This is a genomic window from Calothrix sp. UHCC 0171 (genome assembly GCF_034931845.1).
GTDB lineage: Bacteria > Cyanobacteriota > Cyanobacteriia > Cyanobacteriales > Nostocaceae > Brunnivagina.
This window is the reverse complement of sequence record NZ_JAYGHN010000023.1, coordinates 59,850-81,517: the sequence shown is the minus strand read 5'-3', so window position 1 is coordinate 81,517 and position 21,668 is coordinate 59,850. Positions and strand designations below refer to the sequence as shown.

Genomic DNA, 21,668 nt, shown 5'->3' with positions numbered 1-21,668 from the left:
GACTCGACGGGAGCTACCCTACGTTAAGTCGAGGGTAAAGGGAGAGTCCAATCCTTAAAACCTTCAGTAATTTTTCTAAGGCAGTAGTGAAAGCTACAAAAGGATGAAAATCCGTTGACCTTAAACGGTCGTGAGGGTTCAAGTCCCTCCACCCCCATCACAAAAAATATCTTCATTTTTAATGTATGGTTAGCAAGAGATGCTAACCTTTATTTTTGGTTTATTGTAGTTTTGATTTTTAATTTTTAATTTTATTTCGCTTTCTCAATTCGGTAATTTCTCTGAAAAGTTCAACAAACTTACATGGAAAATTGCTGAATTATCAATTTTATGTGAAAAGAATACTTATTTTTGAAAGAGAAGATTGATACTCTTGCCTGCCAAGGTTAAGCTGTTACATACAAGGTAAACAGCTAAATGATTGGTCTTGAGAACCGCAATGACCGCTAACAGCTTATTGAATAGTCAGGGCGATCGACATCTTTTAAAATCGAAAGATAAACGCCTAAAATTACAATATACGCAAGAAAGAATGTACAGTTTTTTACTGAAAATTGTAAAAAATTGGCAACCAGATGACGTTTTGCGTGTATTCAAGCGTTCTTTTATTGATTGCTTAAATGCAGATACTAGTAAATATTCGCTGGGAATATATATTGTCTTGCTAGAGCATGGCGAGGATGAATTTCGCCATACCATTAAACGCTGCTGCTACATATTAATTAATAATTGGGAAAGCACCAGAAGACACAAATATATTCAGGAATTAGTTGAATTATTCACTAATTTAAAATTCAGTTTGAATCCCAATGCTTCTGGTAAGTTAAAACAAGCAAGAACTTGGATAGATAATTTTGTTAAAAGCGAAGATTATCAAGAATTACAATTATTTGCATATCGGAACGAAGATGTCAAAGGACATTGGACAAATCGTTATAGTTCCTACTTACTATTGGCTCAATCTCTGAATGATAATAATTCTAAGGAGCAAAAAGAAGCCGCACGAAAATTGTCAAGAAATTTAAAAGATAAGTTTAAGTTTGAATTAGCGATGTATATTGCGCGATCGCAATTACAGGTTAATAATTCTGTTAATGTTCATCGCTATCGCAATCCTAGTAGTTTAGGAGATAATGCTATCAGGCTGATTAAGGCAATAGTTGTGAAGAAAGGAAATTTTAGTTATGACAATATTGCCAATATATTTTTAAAACAAACTCGAAATGATATATTTCATGATTTTAAACAGAGTTTATTAAAATATTTAATATTTTCAGTACAACAACAGGAGTTTACCGATACTTTACAGAAGCAGTTAGCAGAAAAATTAAATTCATGGAAGGTAGAATATGACGATTCTCCAGTTAACAAAGATTTATTATTGAGAATTTGTAATCGCACAATTGACCTTTTAACCACAGAGAACGGTCGCGAACCATCGAGTTTGTTTGTAATGCTACTATCACAGGGACATCCATTAACTTTGGTGATTGTACTATTAAAAATAGTTTTAATTTCTACTCATTCTCGTAGCCATTTAGAAATGCGAATTGCTAATTTAATTAGATATTATGATAAATATCTAGAAAGTGAGTGTATGTGGTTTATTCATTTTATTGAGATTTTTAATATCACTTTTGCGATTTATGCAGAAAATATTGAATATAACTTAATTAAAATGAAAGAAGATGAGATAGAATCACCCATGAATTATGTAGATAAGTCATGTTTGGATGATTATCGGGTTTTCTCGCAGTTAAAGACTATTAGAGAGGGTTAGTTGTTGAGTGGTGAGGGCAGAAGTCATTAGTCAAGTAACATTATCTATTCCTGACTTTTGAATTCTTCTTCACAACGCTGTTCCAGCCAAGCAATTCCCGCACCAAAAGTTTCAGCGAGAATACTAACTAAGCGGTATAACACTGTGCCACCAATTGCTAATGCAGGTGGGAAATGACCTTGAAGTAATGCGATTGTAGTGGCTTCAAATACTCCTAAACCACCAGGAGCGCCTGGAATTACAAAACCCAGCAACCAAGCAAAGCTAAAAGCCCCCAGTAGCAAAGGAATTTGTTCTGGCTGTAATGGGACTAGTGCAAATAAAGTGAGAATAAAACCCATACCACGTAAAATTAAAAAAGCTAGTTCACCAAATAGTGGTATCAGGGGATAACGTTCCAATTTTAAATAGTTATTAGTCGAATTATTTGAATTATTTTCTTCAGCTTTTTTAAACTTTAATTTTTGAACAGAATTGAGTATCGGATTGAGAAAGCGCGGATAAAAAGCACAAAGAATTGCGATTAAAGCCAGTGCTTGTAAAATTCGCAAATTCATATCATTTTTGAGTGAAGTAAATTGACTACCCAGCAACACAATAATAATTAAAGCCGCAGTCGCCATTAATAAAGGCTCAAGTAAAATACTGACAGTTGCCGTCACTGTAGGAATCTTTGCTTCTTTAGCTGCCAGAATGCGTCCATAGTGGTGCCAAACATTTCCCGGTAAGTATTTAGCAACATTGGTTTTGAGATAAACTTGGATGAAATGAGAGACGGGTACAGGTTGATTTAATTCCTTGAGTACCCAAGTCCACACCCAACCAGCCCAGATGTGCGCCAGTAATGTGATGCCAGTAGCGATCGCTAGAATTGCCCATCCAGCGCTATCAATGCGGATTGCTGCTACTTCTAACCAGTTATCTTTTAATGTTTTAGCGACAAAAAATAGCGTTCCCCCTAAAATTAACCAGCGTAGTATTCGCTTGAACATAATAATATTTTACATTGATAGTTTTTCGAGAAAATTCAAATATTTACTTCTAAATCCTGCTTTTTAGTCAAGTAAAAAGTATTTTTTACGTATTTTAATTGAGGTTTGCATTTACTCAAATTTTTATGAATATATTAATTATAATATTAATATATAGGAATTGTACTTGAATCTTGCCAAGTATACTGAGAAACAAAGCTTTGTAGGGCAAGTTTCTAGATAATTTAGATTTTCAGAAATCAAATGTGAGTCCTATATTCATTTCCAGATATTATGAGTTTATCAGTCTATAATAATTTTTCAAAAATCACTCGATATACAGGTTCACCTTTGTTTTGTGTGGCTATTTCCCGTTCTGTTGGTACTTTAAATGGGTTTTCTGACAACCATTCACCACTCCCTTGAATTTTAAATCTGGGATTTTCTAAAAAACGCGATCGCATTTCATCCGCCACAAACTCAATATCAGATTGCAAAAAAACAATCCCTTCTGGTGCCAGATATTCTGCTAATTCGGCAACCAATTCTGGTTGAACAACACGTCTTTTTGCATGACGATTTTTAAACCAAGGGTCAGGAAATTGGATTGATACTCGCTGTAAAATTCCTGTAGGGATTCCCGATAAGATTGGTTTCAATGAATTATTAGCATTGCAATATAAATAATGTAAATTCGTCAGTCCTTGTTCATCACGTAATTTATTCGCATCAACTACCAAAGGTTGACGAATTTCTAAACCTAAAAAATTCCAATTTGATTCTAACTCTGCCATTTGCAGTACAAATCTCCCCCTCGCACAACCAATATCTAAATGTAACGGTTGATTTAGTTTTGTATAGATTTTTCCCCAGTCAACTGGAGTGACAGGAGTTTGATATTTCTGCGCTAGGGGATTAACATGCTGACGAACTCGAACGCGAACCATATTATTAATTGCTTAGTGGTTAATGGTTAAGAGATATTGAATGATGTCATAATTCATGAGCGATCGCCCATGAAATTCGTTATTGGTGCAGGTTTTATCCTGGGTTCCTCAGAATTCTCCGATCCCCACTTGGAAACAGAAGCGGTATACTTTGTGCAAAGGCTTTAATTACACCCCAATTATAAAATTAACTTTTGTTCAATGACTCCAAACTTTCGATTTGCCGTAGTCAGCGACTTGCATATCGCGCTTCCTCACACCATTTGGAATCATCCTAGCCGTTTTCATCTGGTTGAAGTTAGCATTCCTGCATTTGAAAGCGTACTCGAACATTTAACACAACTTGATTTAGATTTTCTTTTACTTCCAGGTGATTTAACTCAACATGGGGAACCTGAAAATCATACTTGGTTACAACAACGTTTAGCAAAGTTGCCGTTTCCCACTTATGTAATTCCTGGCAATCACGATGTGCCCGTCATCGCAGCCGATAGCCAATCCATTGGATTCCAAGATTTTCCCCATTACTATCGCAAGTTTGGCTACGAAAATACCGAAAAACTCTATTACACCTGCGAATTATTACCTGGAGTCAGATTAGTGGCTCTTAATTCTAATAGCTTCGACGCAGAAGGGAACCAAATTGGTCGTTTAGATGAAGAACAATTGCAGTGGTTGGAAACCATACTGGAATCGGCGAAAGATGAATTAGTCTTAGCAACAATTCATCACAATGTTGCCGAACATTTACCGAATCAATCCCATCATCCGATGGCAAGTAGATATATGCTGGAAAATGCATCTACATTAATCGAAATATTACAGTGTTTTGGCGTTAAGCTAGTATTTACAGGACATTTACATATTCAAGATATTGCCAATAATCAGGGTATATATGATATTACAACTGGTTCTTTAGTCAGTTATCCGCATCCCTATCGTATATTTGAATATCACCAAAATAAACACGGAAATAGTCACTTACAAGTGTTATCCTACCGCGTTGAATCGGTGTCCGAATATCCTAGTTTACAAAAATATTCGCGTCAATGGATGGGCGATCGCAGTTTTCCCTTTCTTGTCAAGTTGTTGACATTACCACCTTTGAATTTATCAATAGCCAAAGCTGAAGAATTAGCACCTAATTTAAGGGATTTTTGGGCAAATATTGCGGATGGGGACACCTTGTTTGCTCATAATCCTCACTTCCCGGAAGAGGTTAGCAGTTACTTTCAAACATATGCTGCAATATCATCATGTGGAAGCCCAGCATTAGTCGATAATAATATTTCACTTTTTTTGTAGGGTAAGGGTTGAGGGCTGAATCTCAAGCTTTGGCTAGTGACAGACTCTCGACGCTCACCCTTGTCGGGTAGAGCGGGGTGCTGCTGCAAAAGCTCACATTCTCCACAAAGCAATACCGCCCAACAAACCATTCAAATTGGAAACAACTTTGACATTGGCTGGTAATTGAATATTGACTAACTTTGCCTCACCACCACCAATGTAGAGAAAATCATAATTAAATAAATATTGTAATGATGAAATTGCCTTCCCCAATCTTTGATTCCATTTTTGTTCACCAATTTTTTCTAAGGTAAAACGTCCAAGTTGTTGTTCATAACTTTCACCTTTACGAAATCGATGATGTCCCATTTCCAAATTAGGTACTAATCTGCCATCAATAAATAGAGCCGAACCAAATCCCGTCCCCAACGTAATAACTAACTCTACACCTTTTCCGGCGATCGTTCCCAAACCCTGCATATCTGCATCGTTAATTACTCGCACGGGTTTTTGTAATTGTTTTGATAACTCACCTGCCAAATTAAACCCAATCCAATCGGGATGTAAATTCACTGCGGTTTCTGTCACCCCATTGCGGACAACTCCAGGAAAACCAACCGAAACCCGCTCAAATTCACCAGCACTCAAGGCTAATTGATTAACTGCATTCAAAATGCTACCAGGAATCGGGGGTTGTGGGGTATTAATCCGCAATCTCTCGCTTAAAGGGTTGCCAGTGGTATCAAGAATCATTACTTTTACCCCGCTTCCCCCAATATCCACCGATAGAGTACGGGTAGATGCATCTGCTTCAATCATGAGTTTTGATTCTCCTGGGATGATTTTCTTGCATAATTTATCTTGAATCCTGTATTTTTACTTCTTCTTCATGCATAACTTTATTCCTCCATCGCGCTTTTTCCCTTACCTCACCTGGACTGATATTGCAGCCATTCCAGATAAGGAAAATGTTGTGATTATCCAACCTGTCGGAGCTATAGAACAACATGGTCCACATTTACCAATTATTGTAGACTCTGCAATTGGGATGGGAGTATTGGGGAAAGCCTTGGAAAAACTAGATGCGACTGTTCCGGCGTTTGCCATGCCATCGCTTTACTATGGGAAGTCTAACGAACATTGGCATTTCCCTGGAACCATTACATTAAGTACGGAGACACTTTCAGCAATCTTAATGGAGGTAGGTGATAGTCTATACCGGGCTGGATTTAGAAAATTGGTATTGATGAATTCCCACGGTGGACAACCACAAGTGATGCAAATGGTGGCACGGGATTTACATATTAAACATAGTGATTTTATGGTGTTTCCTTTATTTACATGGCGTGTGCCCCATATTACCAAAGAATTGTTAACACCGAAAGAAGCGCAATTAGGAATGCACGCTGGAGATGCTGAAACTAGTATTCTTTTAGCACTTTTGCCAGAACAGGTGAAAATGGAAAGAGCGATCGCAGAGTATCCCCCGGAACAGCCAGAGGGGAGTTTACTGACACCGGAAGGGAAGTTACCTTTTGCTTGGGCAACTAGAGATTTGAGTAAAAGTGGTGTTATTGGTGATGCGACGACAGCGACGAGGGAAAAGGGTTTGCAGATTTTGGAATCGGTTGCTGATGGTTGGGTAATGGCTATCAAAGATATTTATGCTTTTCGTCAGCCTCAACCTAGTAGTCTGTCAATTTTGTTCTGAGAGATTTTTGGTAGCGTCTCGCTCACGCGGGCAAGATGCCCGCACTACAGTCCCTCATTTCAAGCCTGACAGACTACTAGTAATTAATGAATTATCCCTTCTGGGGTAAATTTCTCAGTAGTTAAATTTGTGTGGAGTAATTCAATATACTGAAGAATAAGCGATCGCCTGGCTCTGAATTTCATCCCCGAAAATTATCAAGGACATGTGCAGATAGCAGTCGCAGAGATAGCCACAGCCGAAATTTATATCGAGTTCGGCTAAATCAGTTGCCCAAATATTATAAAACTAAAACTTATAAATTTAGGGGCACGACATTGCCGCGCCCCTGGGTTAGTATTTCAGAAATGAATCAGAAATGAATTCAGAACTGAAGCTATGTTTCGGTTCTCAATTCCAACCATTCTCAGCTTGTAAAAGTACGTAAGCTGCTACATCTGCTTTTTGTGCGTCATTCAAACGTCCGGTAAAAGCAGGCATCGCGTTTTTACCCTTACTAACTTGGGCAATAATCGCTTCTTCTGAGTACATGCCGTACTTTTCTAAAGCGTCTTTCTGCAAAGTCTTATTGGCTTGAACCAGGTTTTTACCGCCAGCATGACATGAAGCACAGTTAGCGCTGAAGATTTTGGCTCCACTCGCTGGATCACCAGCAGCAAAAGCAGGACGACTAAATGCAAAAGTGAAAATTGCCACGCCTAATAGCAGTGCTGAAACAATTCTTTTCATTACGTGTTCCCTCTGTAACAAAAGCTGAGTAAGTGTTATCTTCCCTTAAATATTCTCTTGTTCGAGCAATAGATAGTCAAACGACAGGCTGTCATACTTCGTCAAAACGCTTTCGTAATATCAAGATTAATTAATTTTTGTTGCGTTTATGTTCCAACGTGACTTCCATCGGTTAACCCCAAGCAAACAAAAGCAATAAAGTATTCAATTATACTCGTAGATAAAATTTTGTCACAGAGGCGATCGCATTTCAGGAGTTATACTAATTCTCCACAAGAAAGTAAAAGATGGTGAGGTGGGGACGCGGAGATTTAATTTCTGACTTTTCGTTTACTCTTGCCCTAACTTGCTCAGAGCAGCACCAGTGACGCGACAAATGCGCCATTCATCTAAAATATCTGCACCCATGCGGCGATAGAATGCTTGTGCGGGTTCGTTCCAATCTAAAACGCTCCATTCTAAGCGTCCACAGTTACGTTCTAAGGCTATTTGTGCAACTTGAATCAAAAGTTGTTTGCCGATACCTTGGCGGCGATATTGGGGAAGAACAAAAATATCTTCGAGATAAATACCTGGTTTGGTTAAAAATGTCGAATAATTATGGAAGAATAGGGCAAAACCAACAGCCTGCCCTTCAGATTCAGCAATTATTGCTTCTGCATATCTCTGAGAATTTATCTGAGAACCAAAAAGATGCTCCTTGAGGGTAGAAGCATCTCCGGTTACAGCGTCTTCTAGTTTTTCGTATTCTGCCAAAGCTTGAATTAAATTAAAAATTGCACCGCAATCTTCAGGTTGAGCAGAACGTACAATTACATTGCTTGGCGCAGTCATATGAGTTCAAGTTTATCGGTTAACGGTCATTGGTGATTGGCTAATGGTTGTGAGTGATTTTCCCAAAATCTAAATTATTAGCCACAATACCAAAATTTGGATTTAGATGACAAATACTCAAGTTCCAATTCCCAATTCCCAATTCCCAAAATTAAATTAACCAACCTTTCAATCTTTTGGCAATATGAGGACGGCGGAGTTTTCGCATCGCTTTACTTTGAATTTGCCGAACTCGCTCGCGAGAAAGATTGAACATATTGCCTACTTCTTCTAGGGTGCAAGGCTCACTTGTTGTCAAACCGTAGCGCAATGAAATTACATCTTTTTCGCGTGGTGTTAATACATCACCCAAAACTTCCCATATCTCCTGACGCATCATGCTTTCATTCATTTTTGCTTCAGGGGATTGGTTATCTTCGTCTTCTAACAAATCCATTAATTCCGTATCTTCTTCTTTACCAACACGATGGTTCAAAGAAAGTGCTTGACGACGGAGTTGCTGAAGCTGACGCAGTTGCGGTGCGGGGATTTCCAGAATTTCTGCAAGTTCGACTTCGCTAGGATTGCGTCCGAGTTGTTGTTTGAGTTCACGCTGGGCTTTTTTGAGTTTGTTAAGTTTCTCAACTATATGAATCGGTAGACGAATTGTTCGTGCATCATTGGCGATCGCACGGGTAATTGCTTGACGAATCCACCAATAAGCATAGGTAGAGAATTTGTATCCTTTGTCGGGATCAAATTTTTCGGTAGCGCGGTTTAAACCCATTGCTCCTTCTTGGATTAAATCCAGAAAGGGTACGCCGCGATTGAGATAACGTTTGGCAATTGATACAACCAAGCGCAAATTCGAGCGAATCATTTTGCGTTTGGCGACTCTACCCTGGTATAAGCGACTTTCTAATTGTCGTTCTGTTATTTCTAAATGCGCTGCAACCATTGCTTTTGTGGCTGGTTGCTCCAAATCTTTTTGTAATGAAGTTTGTAATTCTCGAACTTCTTCTAAAAATCTGACTCTTTTGGCTAATTCAACTTCTTCATCCGGCTTGAGCAATGGATAACGAGCCATTTCTTTAAAAAATGCCCCGACAGCATCATCATGCTCGGTTTTATTATAGCCAGAAGGACGCGCCGCGCCCATTTGGTCGCCATCACGCTCGTCATTATCCGTAATTAAGGCTTCTTCATCGGCTACTGCCTCTAAAATCTCCAAAGATGGTTCTTCGATATCAACAGTAGGGGTTTCGATGATTTCGATAGTTCCCAATTCAGCAATATTCATAAGCATTTGTGAGGAATTGTTGCTTTTGTTGGTACATAATTCACTGGTGGTTGCACTTATGCAGTTTTTAGCTTGGAATCATGGGCGCTAAGAACTGAATTAATGCTCTAGTTTATAGAGAACTGAGAATACAGAATTGGGAATGCAGAATTCCTCTTCTGAATAAGTTTCAGCTACACTTTACTAGTTTCAGGGTAAAACTAACTTTTTTGCTCAAAAATGTAGTCCTATCCCTTATTTACAGGAGTATTTGCATTTAACCGAAAGACTCGACATTTTGACGACGCTAATTTCTTGCTATTTCCTAATTTAGTTATTTTCTTGCGTCGCCCATGGTGACAAAATTTAATAATCTGAGTTTTGGGTCAAAGTTCTGGAGTTATTGTTGCTTGATTATTCCAAAATAATAGGTATATTAGCTTGATAACAATCTTTATTCTTTTTCTGAGTTAGAAAATATGTCAAACCCTCCTCAATCAAAATTACTTAAACTTAACAAAGATAAAAACAATTCATCCCACATTTCTCACTACTGAATCCTAAAGCTTAAAAAAATCTATATTTTTTCAAGTTACAGTATTTTTCATGCTTTAGCTCACAACATCAAATCTGTAGTAATGTTTAGTAGTGGAAGACGGATGTTAATTTTCTTTCTCGATAGTTATTTGCTGAATAGTTTAAACTATGACAAATAATGGAGACAGATAATTAAGTCTATTTACTAACACAAAATTTAACTGCTATAAAAGCATCTCATATCCTTAAATACTTGAGTATCTATCAATAGGTGGAAAAGGGACTATATATGATTTAATGCCTGGAGATAAATATACTAGGCAATGCGCTGGAAGTAAGAATTTATCCTAATTGCAGTCAAATAAGTGTTCTCTTGAGACATTTCAAATAGTTTTTTTGTGAGTAGAACACTATTAGAGGAAACTTATCAATTATTATATCAGATAAAAGTATTGCTAATTACAATTTATGGTGGTTAATAGTTATTGGTTAGTGGCTGTTGGTTAATAATGGCTAAATTCGTGCTTAGGAATCATGTAAAAATAAGTAGTGCAAGCGTCTCGCTTGCTATTTCCCAAAGGTGGGCTTTCCGTCCCCGGAGTTTTCCGTGAAGAACATCTCCCCGGAAACTCCTCTCCACACTACTTGTTCAATTTAGTTTTACACGAATACTTAGAGATGGGTAATTGATGCTTCTGAACTAAATATCTAAATGCCCTATTGACCTATTCCCTCATTTCCAAGAAAAACTAAGACTTTCGCTATAATCTAAAGATTATGTACATAGATAATGTGAATTTAGCTCCGTTGCAGGTTGCAGAACTTGGGCAAGGATACAAACATAGCGAAATCAGAGCACGATGGGTAGAAGTTTTAGTAGATTGTCCAGGTGCAACGGGACTGTTTACATACCGATTGCCAGAACAGTTAGAGGTAAAGCCAGGGGATATTTTAAGCGTACCATTTGGCGCTCAAGTAGTGGGTGGGATCGCGATTCGATTACTACAAGAACCACCAGTTGATATTGCCATTGATAAAATTCGCAATGTCGAAGATGTCGTCAGTGCAGGTTTTTTCCCTGCTGCTTACTGGGATTTATTAGATAAAGTAGCAAATTACTATTATACTCCTTTGATTCAAGTGGTGCGAGTTGCATTACCACCTGGTTTGTTGGGGCGATCGCAACGGCGCATTCGACTGGTAGGATATAGAGAGACGGCGACAAGGGGACAGAAAAATTCTCCTCCTCTACCTACCTCTTCCCTGCCAAATTTCCTCTCTCCAACTGCGCGACAAATATTAGATTTACTGCAAAATCAGCCGGAAGGCGACTATAGCTATAACTACCTCCAACGTCAAGTCAAAGCTGCATATAGAGGTGTGCGCGAACTCACTCGCTACGGTTTAATCGAAAGCTACCTCGAAGCCCCTCGACTCACGCGCCCAAAATTACAGAAATCCGTCACCCTGACAAACTTTCCCCTCGCGCGGGATATCACCAACCGCCAACACGAAATCTTAGAAGTGTTGCGACGACATGCTGGCGAAATGTGGCAAAGCGAACTCCTCCAAGCCTCCAGCGCTAGTTCATCGACTTTGAAAACCCTAGTCGAAAAAGGTTATATAGTCATTGAAGAACGGGAAGTGCTGCGCCGAGAACATTCCGCAAATTCCGGTGAATTAACGGGAGAACAGGCAAAAACCCTTACACCCCAGCAAACACAAGTCCTACAATCTATCCAACAAATTACCCAACATGCCACAATCCTCCTCCACGGTGTCACGGGTTCCGGCAAAACCGAAATTTATCTGCAAGCAATATCCCCTCTCCTCAACCAAGGAAAATCAGCCCTCGTTCTCGTTCCCGAAATTGGACTGACACCTCAACTTACGGATAGATTTCGCGATCGCTTTGGTAACAAAGTTAGCGTCTACCACAGTGCCCTTTCGGATGGCGAACGCTACGACACTTGGCGACAAATGCTAACGGGGGAACCTCAAGTTGTCATTGGTACTCGCAGCGCTGTCTTTGCTCCTCTGCCCAATCTGGGTTTAATTATCCTCGACGAAGAACATGACTCCTCGTTTAAACAAGATTCCCCCATCCCCACATACCATGCTCGTACCATCGCTCAATGGCGCGCCGAATTAGAAAATTGTCCACTTTTATTAGGTTCTGCCACACCTTCATTGGAAAGTTGGATTGCCGCCCAAGGTGATAGGGTAGTGGCAACATCGGGACAGGAGGAAATGGGAACTTCTGCTCACCTTTTCCGTTACTTCTCCCTGCCGGAACGCATCAATTCCCGTCCTCTGCCCCCAGTGGAAATTATTGATATGCGACAGGAGTTGCAACAAGGTAATAAATCCATTTTTAGTCGGGCATTACAAGATGCATTGATACAACTTCAAGAAAAGCGGCAGCAAGGTATTTTATTTATCCATCGTCGCGGGCATAGCACCTTCGTATCTTGCCGTAGTTGTGGTTATGTGATGGAATGTCCACACTGTGATGTCTCACTTTCATACCATCAAACTGAAGCGAACGCACCGCAATTATTACGCTGTCATTATTGTAACTATACTATTCCCCATCCCCGTAATTGTCCTGAATGTGGTTCGCCATATTTTAAATTTTTTGGTAGCGGTACACAAAAAGTCGCCCAAGAATTAGCAAGGGAACTTCCAGAATTGCGGGTGATTCGCTTTGATAGTGATACTACCCGCACCAAGGGAGCGCATCGAAATCTGTTGACGCAGTTTGTGAATGGGGAAGCAGATATCTTGCTGGGTACGCAAATGCTCACCAAAGGTTTAGATTTGCCGCAGGTGACATTAGTTGGGGTGATTGCGGCTGACGGATTGCTACATTTATCAGATTATCGTGCCAGCGAACGGTCTTTTCAGACATTAACACAGGTTGCAGGACGTGCAGGACGGGGAGAAGACCCCGGTAGGGTGATTTTGCAGACATATACCCCCGAACACCCAGTAATTGAGTCAGTCCGATCGCACGATTATACAACTTTTACTACCAATGAATTAGAGCAAAGGCGATCGCTTAATTATCCTCCCTACGGGAGATTGATTTTATTACGATTAAGTAGTATGGATGCAATTGAAGTGGCGAATGCGGCGGAGATGATAGGAGTATTTTTACGCAATGGGGAAGGATATGAGATACTTGGACCAGCGCCAGCTAGTATTATGCGGGTTGCCAATAGATTTCGCTGGCAGATTTTGTTGAAGTTTGCTCCCGATGCTTTGCCGACACTGCCGAATTGGGAAGATATCAGGGAAATTTGCCCGGATTCGGTGAGTTTGACGATTGATGTTGACCCGTTGAATATTATGTAATGAGAGGATTTTGAGTTAAATTTGCCTCTATTTGCATTTACAAATCAAAATATCGGCGAAAGCGAGGATCGATTTTATTACTTTTGCGTTGATTGCAGTTGAGGCACAAAGTATGTAAATTGCTCATATCATTACTTCCTCCCAGTGCTAGAGGAGTAATATGGTCAATAGAAAGCTGAGTTTCTGGTTCTATTTTCCCACAGCTTTGGCATTGATAGCGATCGCGTTTAAATATATATTCCCGGACTGCCTTAGGAATATTAATTCGCGGTGTTTTCTTCATTATTAATTATGCGGCGAAGTTCATCTAAGGGGGATTCGGAAACAGGATGATGATATTGCGGTTCATCAGGGCAAAATTCTAACGTAAATTCTATATTACCATGCTTACTTTGCTGGCGATCGGCTATGGGCATCTGGATAAAAGCGTTTAGTCTCAATTTCCCTTTTTGCCATTTCTCTGAACCAAGCCTGAGAATTTCACAGGGTTCACCATTTCTGTTTGAAGAGAGATTCAGGCTAATCTGACAATCACCAAAAGAGGTGGGAGATAAATTCCGAAATCTTTCTATAATACTGTGATTACAACCATGATCTTGGGAAAAGAATGATTGCATTTTCTTTAATAACATTTGACTGATATCATTTTTAAAATCACCAAATTTAGATAATAAATTATCGAAGGAAATCACATCTTCGTCATGACATTCGAGTAATTCAAATTTATCTGCCATAAATATAAATATAGCTTTATTCGCTTGCTTCAATTATGTAGACGTAATGTAGATAAAATCACTTTTCCTATCTAGCAATTAATTTCATTTTTGTCAAGTTTGAATTGTAATTACTAATCAAATGGTGGAAATTTTTTTGGAACTAAGGGTTTTGTTTGCCATATTCCCTTAGCCCCTGGTTATTTTCCCGGCTGTTTGGTTGTTGTGAGATTTGTGTTTACTTCTGTTTTTAACTATTGCTCAATTTAGCAGCCCCAAAAGTAGCATTGAATTTACGACACCAAATAGCCGCAGATTTATAGTCTGCTAAATTAATATTGTTAGGAATAGCATATGTTTGAGAACCACTAAATTTTTGTAAGCGCCCAAGAACAATGTAATCTCCCTTCTTTAAGGAATAAGATGGTGGTTTAGTAGAACCAATGACATTACCTGAACGATGTAAAATTACGACTAAATCGGGTCCAGAATTAGAAGTTTTAAATGATTTGTCCAATTCTAGGAAGGATTTACCACTTTTTTTTGTAATGATGGCAATACCTTGAGTTTTATGTTCTCCAGAGACAAAATTACCAACCTTTATCGTATTTGGCTGTGGAGATTTAGCTAACTGAACTACAGGATTTTCTTGAGGTTTGACAGCAATATTCCTTTCCGTGGAATGAACTTCTTTAGCACAACTGACTATCACCAGAGAGGTGAGACTCAACATTAACAAACTTTTTAATTTCATGACTTTATATTCCTCAATACAAATTGAATCAGTGATATGCAATTTTTGGATATCTCTAATTAGCTTGATTATTGCTTGAGTAATTAGTTTCAATCTTATTAGAGTCTAAAAATTTCATCTAAAAAATCTGAGATTTAACCTCATGTCGTCCTCATAACTTTCTCAGCAAATTCTCAACTTTTAAATTGAACTAGGTATCAAATAATATTTCATTATGTGAATTTTTAATTGTTAAATCTATACAAATACATTTTTTATCTAGTAGAATTTTCGTAGAAAATCGTTAGGAATAAATTTCCTATAAAAGTAATAGCTAACTATGAGCAAAGCCAGTCATGATGAAATGCCGTTGCAAAAGCAGCCCTGGGAGCGAGAGCTTCGGGCAATGGCACTTTTATCCACTTTGAACTATCGAACTGGTGAATTAAGTAGCTATTTACACAATATTTCTGCTGGAGTCAGTGAACTTGTCGGGGTAGATTGGTCAGTGGTAACGCTTTGTCAGCAAGGATTTGAGAAAGTTCTAGCGAGTAGCATTGACATGGGTGAGGGTGAGCATATTTATGCACTACATGGTCAACTTACTGGTACTGTAATTAATATTGGTTGTTCATTAGCAGTAGAAGATGCAAAACAACACCCAGAGTATGGCGAAGCACCAGAAGGTTATTGTTCGTATTTAGGTATACCGTTGCGAACTGCTCAAGGTGAGGTGATTGGTACTATTTGTTGCTTTCATCAGCAACCGCGCAAATTTAGCAAAGAAGAAATACAAATTGTTGAATTATTTGCGGAACGTGCTGCTACAGCTATTGATCATTTCCATCTCTACCAACAGCAGCGTGAATTTAACCATATTCTGGAAATTGAGGTACAAAAACGCACCGCAGAACTACGAGCAGCGCAAGCCAAGCTTGTGGAACAGGAAAGATTAGCTGCTATTGGTGAATTTGCGGCGATAATTATCCATGAAATTCGCAATCCCTTAACAACAATTATGATGGGATTGAAGTATTTTCAGAAAACTATTCTCACTGAAGCCGCTCAAGAAAGGTTATTTTTAGCAATTGACGAAGGTAGTCGTTTGCAACGTTTGCTGAGTGAGATTTTGCTCTATGCAAAACCCCAGGTTTTACAACTTTGCGAATTTGATATCAATGAATTCATTTGTGATTTGTTGGTGCCAATTCGGGAAATGCCGGAAGCATTGGAAAAGAAAATCGAATTTATACCAGTGTTGCCTAATGTTAGACTTTTGGGGGACAAAGATAAGTTAAAACAAGTATTGATTAACATCATTCGTAATGCCTGTGAAGCTGTCTCAGTAGGAGATGTAATTAAAGTGATAGTTAATCTTTTGTCCACAGATAAAATCTGTATTTATGTGCAGAATCAGGGAGAACCGATTCCATCTGAAGTCATATCTCAGCTCACTCAACCATTTTTCTCGACAAAATCTGGTGGTACTGGGTTGGGGCTAGCGATAACGAAACGCATAGTCAATGCTCATGGTGGGGAATTGTCGATTCAGTCGGATGCTGTCACAGGTACTATCGTTAGTGTGCAGTTACCTGTAGGAGTTTCCCAGGCATCATTCAAACCGCTTCACAATAGATAGGACAACAACACATAAAACAGCACCTATCAAAGTCAACTGCCATAATCCACATCCGGCTGCACTCCCCAAGGAAGCCGAAACCCAGATTGCGGCGGCTGATGTGAGTCCCCGAATAGGTATGTGTTGAGAATCTTCTGAAGATGCCCGTAAAATTTCTCCCGCACCCAAAAAACCAACTCCTGCCGTGATTCCCTGAACAATGCGACTCAAAACATCGCCATCCACACCAGAATTTCTCTGCGATATTAGTAAAGGTATCAGCGTAAACAGGGCAGAACCAAGACTAACTAGCATGTGGGTTCGTAATCCTGCTGGTTTGTGCTGAACTTGACGTTCCCAGCCTATAATTGCGCCAGCTATCAGGGCAATGGAAAGCCGAACAAAAATATGCCAGCAGTCGGATAATGTTAATTGGTAGGTGGTCATTTAGTAATGAATCATGGGGAAATGAGTATTTATTCCTCACTCCTAACTTCTAATTCCATGATTTCTGGGGAACTTTTACATTTCTTCATATTACGAACTTTGTTCGAGATGGCATAATTACGCTTAAAATTAAATTTAAATAATATAAACAATAATTTATTCAAATATTTGTATTTTATAGTCAAAGCTGTATTTTCAAGCCTAGCCCCTGATTTCCCAGATAATCTACAACCAAGTAATATTTGAGTGGATAAACTCTATTGGCTTAATCAAGTTCAGCCACAAGACTGTGCCAAAGTTGGCAATAAAGCGTTTAATTTAAGTAAAACAATGCAGCGTGGTTATCCCGTATTGCCAGGGTTTGTGGTGTCTGCGGAATTTACACGGGAATTTCTGAGAACTTTGAGTAGTTCAGAGCATACAACGGAAGTGTTAGTTGCGGATTTGCCAGATTCATCTTTGCATTTAGATGTGGGGAATTGGCGACAATTACAACAAGTGTCTAGTCGTTTACGCCAAGAAATTAGTGCTGCGACTGTACCCACAGAATGGGTAGAAACAATCTTTGAAGCAGCAAGTCAATGGGAGACAAGTTGTTTAATTTTTCGTCCCACTGTCATAGTACCTGCGAGTAGCAGTAAAAATGTTGCTAATAGTGAAAATGTGAACTTATCAGGCTTATTAGAGTCACAAATTTGTAATTGCGATCGCCACAATATTACTTTAGCTCTCAAACGCACTTGGAGCCAATTATTTCGTGCCCGCAGCTTGCTATACTGGCAACGAAGTGGTATTGATCTCCGAAAGATAAATTTTGCGGTCTTGGTACAACCAGTGTGGGATGCTGTTGCAAGCGGGATAATTATCGGTAGTTCCTCATTTATAGAAATACAAGCAACTAAGGGATTAGGGTTGGCTATGACTCAAGGTGAAGTCATACCAGATTATTACAAAATTAAACGTGAAAATAACGCGATTATTGAAGAAAAATTGGGTAATAAAATAGTCGGCTATCGGCTTGATAATACTACCTGTGTTGTCCCCAAAATTACTCCCAGCAGTTTGTGTCTAAGTGAATATAATTGCTTAATCACTTATTTAATTGATGAAATCGAACAACAACAATTTGCACTTCCCCAAGATTTTTTGCAAGAAATTATCAACCTCAGTAATCGACTTACTAGGGAGTTTGGGACTAATTTTAGTTGCGAGTGGACTATTAGTAAACAAAATACAAATGAAACACTTTATCTCACACAAGTGAGTCTTCCGCAAACACTAGCATCAGATTATCGCTTACTAACTCAAGGACTTAGTGCTGCTGGAGGACGAGCAATGGCAACTGCCTATGTTGCCAAAGATTATCAAAATATACCTACACAATTACCTAATAACACTATTGTAGTTGCCCCCAATATTACTGTTGATTGGTTATCTTTATTGTGTAATGCCAGTGGTATTATCACTGAGCAAGGTGGCATGACTAGCCATGCTGCAATCTTAGCCCGTGAGTTAGGTATACCCTCTATTGTGAATGTAAATAGGGCAACAGAACTAATTGAAAATGGTGAACAATTACTTGTTGATGGTGATACAGGGGAAATATATAGAGTTAATTTTAGTACATCAGATGCTCCCACTCATAGTCACTTGAATCCTAGAGAAGATAAACTTTTATCATTTTCTTCCCCCTCATTTCCCCCATTTATTACCACGACATCTGGACAAGAAAATAGACACCACATTAGGGAAGTTTATTCCGAAAAATTACATAAAAATTCCGATGAAATCAGAAAATTTGGAGATAGTATCAGAACACCGGAATTGAAGAATAGCCCAGATATTAATTCCAGATTACGCGAGGAATGGTCTAATCAAATTATTGCCACCCAATTACTTGTGAATTTAAGTCAAACTAACTCTATTGAACAAGTACAGGATTTACCAGTCGATGGTTTGGGGTTGCTACGTTCCGAAATGATGGCAATTTCAATTTTAGATGGACAAGAACTCCATGTTTGGTTGCAAGAAAAAAAACAAATATTGTGCGATCGCTGGTATGAACATATCTTACTATTTGCTCAAGCTTTTGCACCAAGACCTATTTTTTACCGTTCCTTAGATTTGCAGATATTGTTTCCAAATGGCGAGGGACAAGCAACTCAGCCTTCCAGATTGGGAGAACGGGGAACATTTGCATATTTGCAAAACTCCACCATGTTTGAACTTGAACTGGCTGCCTTAGCACAGGTACAAAAAGCTGGATATTCTAACATACGTCTAATTTTACCTTTTGTTCGCAGCATTGAAGAGTTTATTTTTTGCCGTCGCCAAGTCGAACAAGCCGGACTCAATCAAGTACCCGAATTTCAGCTATGGATAATGGCGGAAGTACCGAGTGTATTATTTTTACTACCGGAATACGTGAAAGCAGGAGTCCAAGGAATTGCGATCGGTACAAATGACTTGACGCAATTATTACTGGGTGTAGGTCGAGAACAAGGTATATTTACGCAAGTATGGAACCAAAAAAATCCAGCTGTTATGGCTGCAATCCGTCAGTTGATTGAAACTGCCAGGGAAAATAAAATACCTTGTTCCATCTGTGGACAAGCGCCAACATTATACCCAGAGATAATTGAAGAATTAGTGCAATGGGGAATTACATCAATATCAGTTGAACCCGAAGCCGTGCAAAGGACTTATAATGCGATCGCACGTGCCGAAAAACGGATTATTCTTGAAGCTGCACGAAGAAAAGTGAAGGAATAATATTTTTTGTAATCTTCTCACTTTCCCAACCCCTAGATTAATATCTCGTAAATATTAACTAAGTAGGTGGGTTGAATTAAATATAAAATGACATAGCACTACATAATCCTTATTTCACGGGCTTTTAAGAGGATTAATCATTTTACAAATAATTACGCCTTTCTACTTATTAACTATTAAATATTAAATATTAAATATTAATGCTACCTCTTACATTCATTCTGTCATTTGCTTGTCTAGAAAAACCTAATGTAACTCGCTTCATTAACCAATATAAACCAGCCAAAATGGCGAAAGTAATTGCCATAATCACTACAGGTTGTTTACCCAGAAGTTCTTCAACACCACGAGTTAGCAGATAATCGGGTTGTGTGATCAAATCCCAAGTGTTGAAGCGCAAAAATCTTCCCCAATAAACACCCACTGCACACAGTACATGAGTAAATAATTCAACTCCTAAAATCCACTGACTTTTACCAACGCGATGTAAATAGGAACCTAAATTAATTAAAGAGATAACATAAGCTTCAAATCCTGCCAAAATCACAAATATATATACAGGAAATAAAACTAAAGTAATAACCCATATTGATTGAATTGTACGAATATCATCAACTAAATGGATAATGTCAGTCAATAAATACGGTGCATTTGGTAGAAATGCATAAAAAATAATAAAACCTAACCACCAAAAGACTGAATGTCCATATCGACTACGAAATAACCAAATACTCAGTGGTATCAGTCCTAAAATCAAAAATAACCCTAATTGCAGTGTGGGAATATTTGTGACGTAAGAAATAAGAAAATTAAATGCAGATTGGAAATAATTTCGATTAGGCGGTACAAAAGCGAATAATGCCAAAAATCCTAATCCCCAAACTCCAAGACTATTACGTCTACTACGAAACAGCCAAATACTCAGAACTAAAGGGATAAATGCCAGAAAAAGATTCCAAATCATCCAATTACTGTTAATTTGTAAAACCTGCATTAATTTGGCTATCAATTCACTTAGTTCTGTTTTCATATAAATTATCCTTATTAATGTACCCTTGGGTTGAGATTCCTTAATTTACTAATATAACGACTATATTATTCGTGGTAATGTGACTTTAGTATGTATTTTTTATGTGATTTGCTAGATTAGTGCAGAAATAGCTTGATTTTCCCGATTTTTTGATTTTTTTATCAACACCATCTTTAAACTACATTCGCATTTGCTTTGATTACAGAAGTCATATCATATTTGCCTAACGATAAAACTGACGCGGAGATGGAGAGATAGAGGGACACGGAGATGGGGAGATGGGGAAATGCACAGAAAAACTAATAATAACTAGCTTAGGAATGTGGATTAAATAAAGTACAAAAGTAGGGTGTTGTTAGCGGAGCGTAACGCACCATTCCAAATCAAATCGAAAGTTGCTCAATACCATATCAGGTTCACCTAAATACTTATGAATCATATAAAAATAAGTAGTGCAAGCGCTCACTTGCTATTTACCAAAGGTGGGCTTTCCGACTCCGGAGTTTTCCGTGAAGAACATCTCCCCGGAAACTCCTCTTCACACTACTTATTTAATTTATTTTGACACGAATACTAAGGACTAGCGTGTTAATACACGACTACGAGGACCAATTTTTTTCAATACATTGCCTTTGGGACGACAATCTACTGAATTTTGGGAACAAATAGACGACTGTTCCCCATTATTGATATTTGTGTCACCTGGATTCAAGGCAAATTTATTTTGGTTATTTGAAGCCACTTGACGAATTACATTTTCGGAATTGACAGAGGAAATCTGTCCACTGCTAAATTCAACATTTGCTTGAGTTGTTGGTGATGTGGGGTTAGAGCTAATATTTGTAGTCGAAGGAGTGGAAATAGGGGTAGTTGGAGTCGCGGAGATACCGCCTCCGGTAGTGCCGCCAGTAGTTCCACCTCCGGTAGTGCCTCCAGTAGTTCCG

Annotated in this window: 17 protein-coding genes and 1 pseudogene; 6 read left to right on the top strand and 12 right to left on the bottom strand. The window is 38.6% G+C overall.

All coding sequences use genetic code 11. The annotated features are described in order from the left end of the window. Window positions 1–439: 439 nt before the first annotated feature. Window positions 440–1,780 (top strand): hypothetical protein, encoded by a 1,341-nt coding sequence (locus tag VB733_RS17560; RefSeq protein WP_323341348.1) that lies wholly within the window; start codon window positions 440–442, stop codon window positions 1,778–1,780. Window positions 1,781–1,824: 44 nt separating this feature from the next. Here VB733_RS17560 and VB733_RS17555 read toward each other — a convergent pair whose 3' ends face one another. Next, on the bottom strand, window positions 1,825–2,772 hold the full coding sequence (locus tag VB733_RS17555; protein ID WP_323341347.1) for a YbhN family protein: 948 nt from the start codon (window positions 2,770–2,772) through the stop codon (window positions 1,825–1,827). Window positions 2,773–3,059: 287 nt separating this feature from the next. Continuing rightward, the gene (gene trmB / locus VB733_RS17550) at window positions 3,060–3,698 is read right to left on the bottom strand and encodes a tRNA (guanosine(46)-N7)-methyltransferase TrmB (protein WP_323341346.1); all 639 of its coding nucleotides are present in this window, start codon (window positions 3,696–3,698) and stop codon (window positions 3,060–3,062) included. A gap of 201 nt (window positions 3,699–3,899) precedes the next feature. Here trmB and VB733_RS17545 point away from each other — a divergent pair, with 201 nt between their 5' ends. After that, on the top strand, window positions 3,900–5,003 hold the full coding sequence (locus VB733_RS17545) for a metallophosphoesterase (RefSeq protein WP_323341345.1): 1,104 nt from the start codon (window positions 3,900–3,902) through the stop codon (window positions 5,001–5,003). A 93-nt stretch (window positions 5,004–5,096) separates the two neighbouring features. On the opposite strand, the gene VB733_RS17540 is transcribed toward VB733_RS17545, so the two are convergent. Continuing rightward, complete coding sequence (locus VB733_RS17540) at window positions 5,097–5,804, bottom strand: ROK family protein (protein WP_323341344.1); 708 nt, start codon at window positions 5,802–5,804, stop codon at window positions 5,097–5,099. A 70-nt stretch (window positions 5,805–5,874) separates the two neighbouring features. Here VB733_RS17540 and VB733_RS17535 point away from each other — a divergent pair, with 70 nt between their 5' ends. Beyond that, window positions 5,875–6,696, top strand: a complete 822-nt coding sequence (locus VB733_RS17535) for a creatininase family protein (RefSeq protein WP_323341343.1) — start codon at window positions 5,875–5,877, stop codon at window positions 6,694–6,696. A gap of 390 nt (window positions 6,697–7,086) precedes the next feature. On the opposite strand, the gene petJ is transcribed toward VB733_RS17535, so the two are convergent. From petJ to VB733_RS17520, 3 genes are all read right to left on the bottom strand, one after another. Beyond that, the gene (gene petJ / locus VB733_RS17530) at window positions 7,087–7,425 is read right to left on the bottom strand and encodes a cytochrome c6 PetJ (protein ID WP_323341342.1); all 339 of its coding nucleotides are present in this window, start codon (window positions 7,423–7,425) and stop codon (window positions 7,087–7,089) included. Between the two features lie 330 nt (window positions 7,426–7,755). Beyond that, entirely contained in the window at window positions 7,756–8,259 is a 504-nt protein-coding gene (locus VB733_RS17525; RefSeq protein ID WP_323341341.1) for a GNAT family N-acetyltransferase, read from the bottom strand. 151 nt (window positions 8,260–8,410) lie between these two features. Then, window positions 8,411–9,538 (bottom strand): RpoD/SigA family RNA polymerase sigma factor, encoded by a 1,128-nt coding sequence (locus VB733_RS17520; protein ID WP_096612473.1) that lies wholly within the window; start codon window positions 9,536–9,538, stop codon window positions 8,411–8,413. A 1,293-nt stretch (window positions 9,539–10,831) separates the two neighbouring features. On the opposite strand from VB733_RS17520, the gene priA reads away from it, so the two are divergent. Then, a complete protein-coding gene (priA, locus tag VB733_RS17515) occupies window positions 10,832–13,411 on the top strand; it encodes a primosomal protein N' (RefSeq protein ID WP_323341340.1) in 2,580 nt (859 codons plus the stop codon). A gap of 37 nt (window positions 13,412–13,448) precedes the next feature. On the opposite strand, the gene VB733_RS17510 is transcribed toward priA, so the two are convergent. From VB733_RS17510 to VB733_RS17500, 3 genes are all read right to left on the bottom strand, one after another. Further along, window positions 13,449–13,694, bottom strand: coding sequence for an HNH endonuclease (locus VB733_RS17510; RefSeq protein WP_323341339.1), 246 nt, complete (start codon window positions 13,692–13,694; stop codon window positions 13,449–13,451). Then, window positions 13,672–14,145, bottom strand: a complete 474-nt coding sequence (locus VB733_RS17505; protein ID WP_323341338.1) for a KGK domain-containing protein — start codon at window positions 14,143–14,145, stop codon at window positions 13,672–13,674. The genes VB733_RS17510 and VB733_RS17505 overlap by 23 nt, the downstream gene beginning before the upstream one ends. Window positions 14,146–14,374: 229 nt before the next feature. Next, the gene (locus VB733_RS17500; RefSeq protein ID WP_323341337.1) at window positions 14,375–14,878 is read right to left on the bottom strand and encodes a DM13 domain-containing protein; all 504 of its coding nucleotides are present in this window, start codon (window positions 14,876–14,878) and stop codon (window positions 14,375–14,377) included. 319 nt (window positions 14,879–15,197) lie between these two features. On the opposite strand from VB733_RS17500, the gene VB733_RS17495 reads away from it, so the two are divergent. After that, on the top strand, window positions 15,198–16,496 hold the full coding sequence (locus tag VB733_RS17495) for an ATP-binding protein (protein ID WP_323341336.1): 1,299 nt from the start codon (window positions 15,198–15,200) through the stop codon (window positions 16,494–16,496). Here VB733_RS17495 and VB733_RS17490 read toward each other — a convergent pair. Continuing rightward, complete coding sequence (locus VB733_RS17490; RefSeq protein ID WP_323341335.1) at window positions 16,470–16,922, bottom strand: MgtC/SapB family protein; 453 nt, start codon at window positions 16,920–16,922, stop codon at window positions 16,470–16,472. The two genes, VB733_RS17495 and VB733_RS17490, sit on opposite strands and share 27 nt — an antisense overlap. A 246-nt stretch (window positions 16,923–17,168) precedes the next feature. Here VB733_RS17490 and VB733_RS17485 point away from each other — a divergent pair, with 246 nt between their 5' ends. Beyond that, a complete protein-coding gene (locus tag VB733_RS17485; protein ID WP_323341334.1) occupies window positions 17,169–19,694 on the top strand; it encodes a putative PEP-binding protein in 2,526 nt (841 codons plus the stop codon). Between the two features lie 190 nt (window positions 19,695–19,884). On the opposite strand, the gene VB733_RS17480 is transcribed toward VB733_RS17485, so the two are convergent. Together VB733_RS17480 and VB733_RS17475 are read right to left on the bottom strand one after the other, a co-directional pair. Further along, window positions 19,885–20,724: a DUF1361 domain-containing protein gene (locus VB733_RS17480; protein ID WP_323341333.1), complete on the bottom strand. Its 840-nt coding sequence runs from the start codon at window positions 20,722–20,724 to the stop codon at window positions 19,885–19,887. A 580-nt stretch (window positions 20,725–21,304) separates the two neighbouring features. Further along, a pseudogene (locus VB733_RS17475) lies at window positions 21,305–21,668 on the bottom strand (hypothetical protein); the annotation flags it as partial.

Coding starts and splice junctions, on each gene's coding strand:
- VB733_RS17560 (WP_323341348.1), top strand. CDS start 440: ATGACCGCTAACAGCTTATTGAATAGTCAGGGCGATCGACATCTTTTA.
- VB733_RS17555 (WP_323341347.1), bottom strand. CDS start 2,772: ATGTTCAAGCGAATACTACGCTGGTTAATTTTAGGGGGAACGCTATTT.
- trmB (WP_323341346.1), bottom strand. CDS start 3,698: ATGGTTCGCGTTCGAGTTCGTCAGCATGTTAATCCCCTAGCGCAGAAA.
- VB733_RS17545 (WP_323341345.1), top strand. CDS start 3,900: ATGACTCCAAACTTTCGATTTGCCGTAGTCAGCGACTTGCATATCGCG.
- VB733_RS17540 (WP_323341344.1), bottom strand. CDS start 5,804: ATGATTGAAGCAGATGCATCTACCCGTACTCTATCGGTGGATATTGGG.
- VB733_RS17535 (WP_323341343.1), top strand. CDS start 5,875: ATGCATAACTTTATTCCTCCATCGCGCTTTTTCCCTTACCTCACCTGG.
- petJ (WP_323341342.1), bottom strand. CDS start 7,425: ATGAAAAGAATTGTTTCAGCACTGCTATTAGGCGTGGCAATTTTCACT.
- VB733_RS17525 (WP_323341341.1), bottom strand. CDS start 8,259: ATGACTGCGCCAAGCAATGTAATTGTACGTTCTGCTCAACCTGAAGAT.
- VB733_RS17520 (WP_096612473.1), bottom strand. CDS start 9,538: ATGAATATTGCTGAATTGGGAACTATCGAAATCATCGAAACCCCTACT.
- priA (WP_323341340.1), top strand. CDS start 10,832: ATGTACATAGATAATGTGAATTTAGCTCCGTTGCAGGTTGCAGAACTT.
- VB733_RS17510 (WP_323341339.1), bottom strand. CDS start 13,694: ATGAAGAAAACACCGCGAATTAATATTCCTAAGGCAGTCCGGGAATAT.
- VB733_RS17505 (WP_323341338.1), bottom strand. CDS start 14,145: ATGGCAGATAAATTTGAATTACTCGAATGTCATGACGAAGATGTGATT.
- VB733_RS17500 (WP_323341337.1), bottom strand. CDS start 14,878: ATGAAATTAAAAAGTTTGTTAATGTTGAGTCTCACCTCTCTGGTGATA.
- VB733_RS17495 (WP_323341336.1), top strand. CDS start 15,198: ATGAGCAAAGCCAGTCATGATGAAATGCCGTTGCAAAAGCAGCCCTGG.
- VB733_RS17490 (WP_323341335.1), bottom strand. CDS start 16,922: ATGACCACCTACCAATTAACATTATCCGACTGCTGGCATATTTTTGTT.
- VB733_RS17480 (WP_323341333.1), bottom strand. CDS start 20,724: ATGAAAACAGAACTAAGTGAATTGATAGCCAAATTAATGCAGGTTTTA.